General features: G+C 62.5%; 4 protein-coding genes. All 4 read left to right on the top strand.

Annotated features, from left to right (window positions below):
• Window positions 1-58 precede the first annotated feature (58 nt).
• Genes tnpA through HJB84_RS33385 form a run of 4 tightly spaced genes read left to right on the top strand, consistent with a single transcriptional unit; the run spans window position 59 to window position 3,097 of the window.
• Window positions 59-469, top strand: a complete 411-nt coding sequence (tnpA, locus tag HJB84_RS33400; RefSeq protein WP_020485905.1) for an IS66-like element accessory protein TnpA — start codon at window positions 59-61, stop codon at window positions 467-469.
• Window positions 466-810, top strand: coding sequence for an IS66 family insertion sequence element accessory protein TnpB (gene tnpB, locus HJB84_RS33395; protein ID WP_017956994.1), 345 nt, complete (start codon window positions 466-468; stop codon window positions 808-810). Before tnpA ends, tnpB begins: the two co-directional genes overlap by 4 nt.
• Before the next feature lie 47 nt (window positions 811-857).
• On the top strand, window positions 858-2,510 hold the full coding sequence (tnpC, locus tag HJB84_RS33390) for an IS66 family transposase (RefSeq protein WP_168293243.1): 1,653 nt from the start codon (window positions 858-860) through the stop codon (window positions 2,508-2,510).
• A gap of 2 nt (window positions 2,511-2,512) precedes the next feature.
• Entirely contained in the window at window positions 2,513-3,097 is a 585-nt protein-coding gene (locus tag HJB84_RS33385; RefSeq protein ID WP_168293244.1) for a plasmid pRiA4b ORF-3 family protein, read from the top strand.
• The last annotated feature ends 102 nt before the right edge of the window (window positions 3,098-3,199 follow it).

Here is a 3,199-nt window from a genome sequence, read left to right as displayed (position 1 = left end):
GTACGCATCCGGCGTGGGCCGCCTTGTCGGTTTGATTTGAATGTGGCCGATTGTCCTTATGGACGTATATAAGGACAATTGCCGGCCAGATGTGAGCCGGTTAGACATCATCGAGCTTGGTCGGCGGCGCGAATTTACGGATGCGGCGCGGCTGCGGATTGTCGAGGAAAGCTACTCAGCTCCGCGACTTGGGTCGGCGACGGCGCGCAAATACGGGCTTTCGCGCTCGCTGTTGAATACGTGGCGGCGCGCATATCGGGAAGGTCGACTTGCCGGCAGTGATTTTGATGGCTTCGTGTCTGCGCTTGTCGTGCCGGAGTCGCCCGTGCCGACGCCTGTCTCGCCAAGTTTGTCGGCGGACGGGCGCATGGAGGTACTTAGCGCAAATGGGCGTCGCGTCATTGTCGACCGCAATGTCGACGTCGATGCCTTGCTGCGCATCATCCAGGGTCTTGAGGCTCTGCGATGATCCCGATTTCGGCAGGCGTTCGGGTTTGGTTGGCGACGGGCTACACGGACATGCGGTGCGGATTCCCGTCGCTGGCACTGCGTGTGCAGGAGGTGCTGAAGCATGATCCTGTGGGCGGTCATCTGTTCTGCTTCCGAGGCCGCCGCGGCGATCTGATAAAATTGATCTGGCATGATGGTCAGGGGGCCTGCCTGTTCACGAAAAAATTGGAACGAGGAAAGTTTATCTGGCCTTCCGCCGAAGGTGGGGCGGTGGCAATCTCGTCGGCGCAGCTTTCCTATCTGCTGTCCGGAATTGACTGGCGCGCACCGCAGGAAACCTGGCGCCCTAGCCGGGTCTGACTGCATTTTTGCATTGAGATTGTTGAGAAATCTGCTTCAATGTCGTCATGACATTGCCGACGCTTTCCCTACCATCGGACCTTGCCAGCGCCCATGCGGCGCTGCTGGCCGAACGCGCCGCGCGGCTCCAGGCCGAGGCGGAAGCTGCCAACGCGAAGGCGCGGCTGTCGAGCATCGAGGCGCTGAACGTGCATTTGCAGTTGCTGATCGGCAAGCTGGAGCGCGAGAAGCACGGGCCGCGTCGCGAGCGCACGCAGCGGCTGATCGATCAATTGGAATTGCAGCTCGAAGAACTCGTGGCGTCGGCCGCCGAGGACGAACTGGGCGCCCAAGAGGCCGCGGCCAAAACACAGTCCGTACGCGCCTTCGCCCGCAAGCGTCCGGTGCGCAAGCCGTGGCCCGAAGACGTCGAGCGCGAACGCATCGTCATTGAAGCGCCGACGGTATGTGCCTGCTGTGGCGGCTCACGGCTGTCGAAGCTGGGCGAGGACGTGACGGAAACGCTGGAGGAGATCCCGCGCCGCTTCAAGGTGATCGAGACGGTGCGCGAGAAGTTTACCTGCCGCGATTGCGAGGCGATCAGTCAGGCTCCCGCACCGTTCCATGCCACGCCGCGCGGCTTCATCGGCCCTCAGTTGCTGGCGACGATCGTGTTCGACAAGTTCGGGCAGCACATCCCGCTGAACCGCCAGAGCACGCGGTTCAAATGTGAGGGCATCGATCTGTCGACCCAGACCCTGGCCGATCAGGTCGGGCACGTCACCTTCGCCCTCAAGCCGGTCTTCGACCTGATCGAGGCACATGTGTTCCAGGCCGAGCGGCTTCATGGCGACGATACGACGATCCCGGTCCTGGCCAAGGGCCAATGCACGACCGGGCGAATATGGGTTTACGTGCGCGACGATCAGCCGTTCGCCGGTCCTGCGCCGCCGGCGGCGGTCTTCTACGCCTCCAGCGATCGGCGCGGCGAGCACCCGCAAAGGCATCTGGCCGACTTCAGCGGCATCCTTCAGGCTGATTGCTACAACGGCTTCAATCCGCTGTTCGACCGGACGAGGAAGCAGATGCCGGCAACGCCCGCGTTCTGCTTCGCCCATGCGCGCCGGAAGTTCTTCGAGCTGGCCGATGTCGCTCGCAACGCTCGGCGCGGCAAAGGTGCCAAGCCGATCTCGCCGGTAGCCCTCGAGGCCGTGAAGCGCATCGATGCCCTGTTTGCCATCGAGCGCGACATCAACGGCCTGAGCGCGGCCGAGCGGCTTGCGGTCCGGCAGGAGAGGAGCAAGCCGCTACTGGGCGATATGGAGGAATGGTTGCGCACCGAGCGGGCCAGCCTATCGCGCTCATCGCCGGTGGCCGGACCGATCGACTATATGCTGTCGCGCTGGGCTGACTTTGCCCGCTATGCCGACGACGGCAGAACCTGCATGACGAACAACGCCGCGGAAAGAGCGCTGCGCGGTGTGGCTTGCGGAAGAAAAGCTTGGCTCTTCGCCGGTTCCGACCGCGGCGCAGATCGCGCTGCCATCATGCTCACCCTGATCATGACCGCACGGCTGAACGACGTAGACCCCAAAGCTTGGCTCGCCAATGCCCTTGCTCGCATCGCCGACCTGCCGGCCTCGCGTCTGCCGGAACTGCTTCCCTGGGAGTGGAAGCGGATACGCCAGGCCGAAAGCTCCGCCCTCATGCTGGCAGCTTGACAATGGCAGCTTCTCTGGTCCGTCTGAAGGTCACCCTTGATCATGTCGAACCGATTGTGATGCGGCGCATTGTCGTGCCGTGGCGCATCCGGCTCAGCCGGTTGCATGAGGTATTGCAGGCCGCGATGGGGTGGACGAACACCCACCTCTACGAATTCCAGATCCGTGACATTGGCTTTGGTTTGCCCGACCAGGAATGGGGGGATGGTCCGCTCGATGCACGCAAGGTCTCGCTCTTGTCGGCAATCCAGGACACCGGTGCGAAATCCTTCAAATACCACTACGACTTCGGCGACGGCTGGACGCACAGCATCAAGATCGAGCGCACGTTCCCCATCGTCGCGCTTGCAGATCCAATGCTGATCGAGGCAACGGGGCGCTGCCCGCCTGAAGACGTCGGCGGTCCGTGGGGATATCAGGAATTCCGCGAGGCGCTCGCCGATCCCGCTCATGAACGGCACGCCGAGCTTACCGAATGGTGGGGCGCCAAAGACTTCGACCCAAACAATGCAGCCTTCGCTGATCTCAACAGAGCCGTGGAAAACCTGGCTGCGAAATGGGCGCGTAGATCACGCCGGAAAAACTGACCCCCGCTACGCCAAGCATTCCACTTTGAACCAACCTCATCAGTGTAGGCGATTTGACGTACCTCACGCGTGCTAATGCCGCGGGGCTGCTCGGATGGTTAC

The organism is Rhizobium sp. NZLR1b, assembly GCF_019685155.1.
Taxonomy (GTDB): Bacteria; Pseudomonadota; Alphaproteobacteria; order Rhizobiales; family Rhizobiaceae; genus Rhizobium.
The sequence above is the reverse complement of the archived record's forward strand: the minus strand, read 5'-3'. Positions and strand labels throughout refer to the sequence as shown.

What these genes read in the sequence shown, in the direction of transcription:
- tnpC (WP_168293243.1), top strand. Translation starts at nt 858, where the DNA reads ATGACATTGCCGACGCTTTCCCTACCATCGGACCTTGCCAGCGCCCAT.
- tnpB (WP_017956994.1), top strand. Translation starts at nt 466, where the DNA reads ATGATCCCGATTTCGGCAGGCGTTCGGGTTTGGTTGGCGACGGGCTAC.
- HJB84_RS33385 (WP_168293244.1), top strand. Translation starts at nt 2,513, where the DNA reads ATGGCAGCTTCTCTGGTCCGTCTGAAGGTCACCCTTGATCATGTCGAA.
- tnpA (WP_020485905.1), top strand. Translation starts at nt 59, where the DNA reads ATGGACGTATATAAGGACAATTGCCGGCCAGATGTGAGCCGGTTAGAC.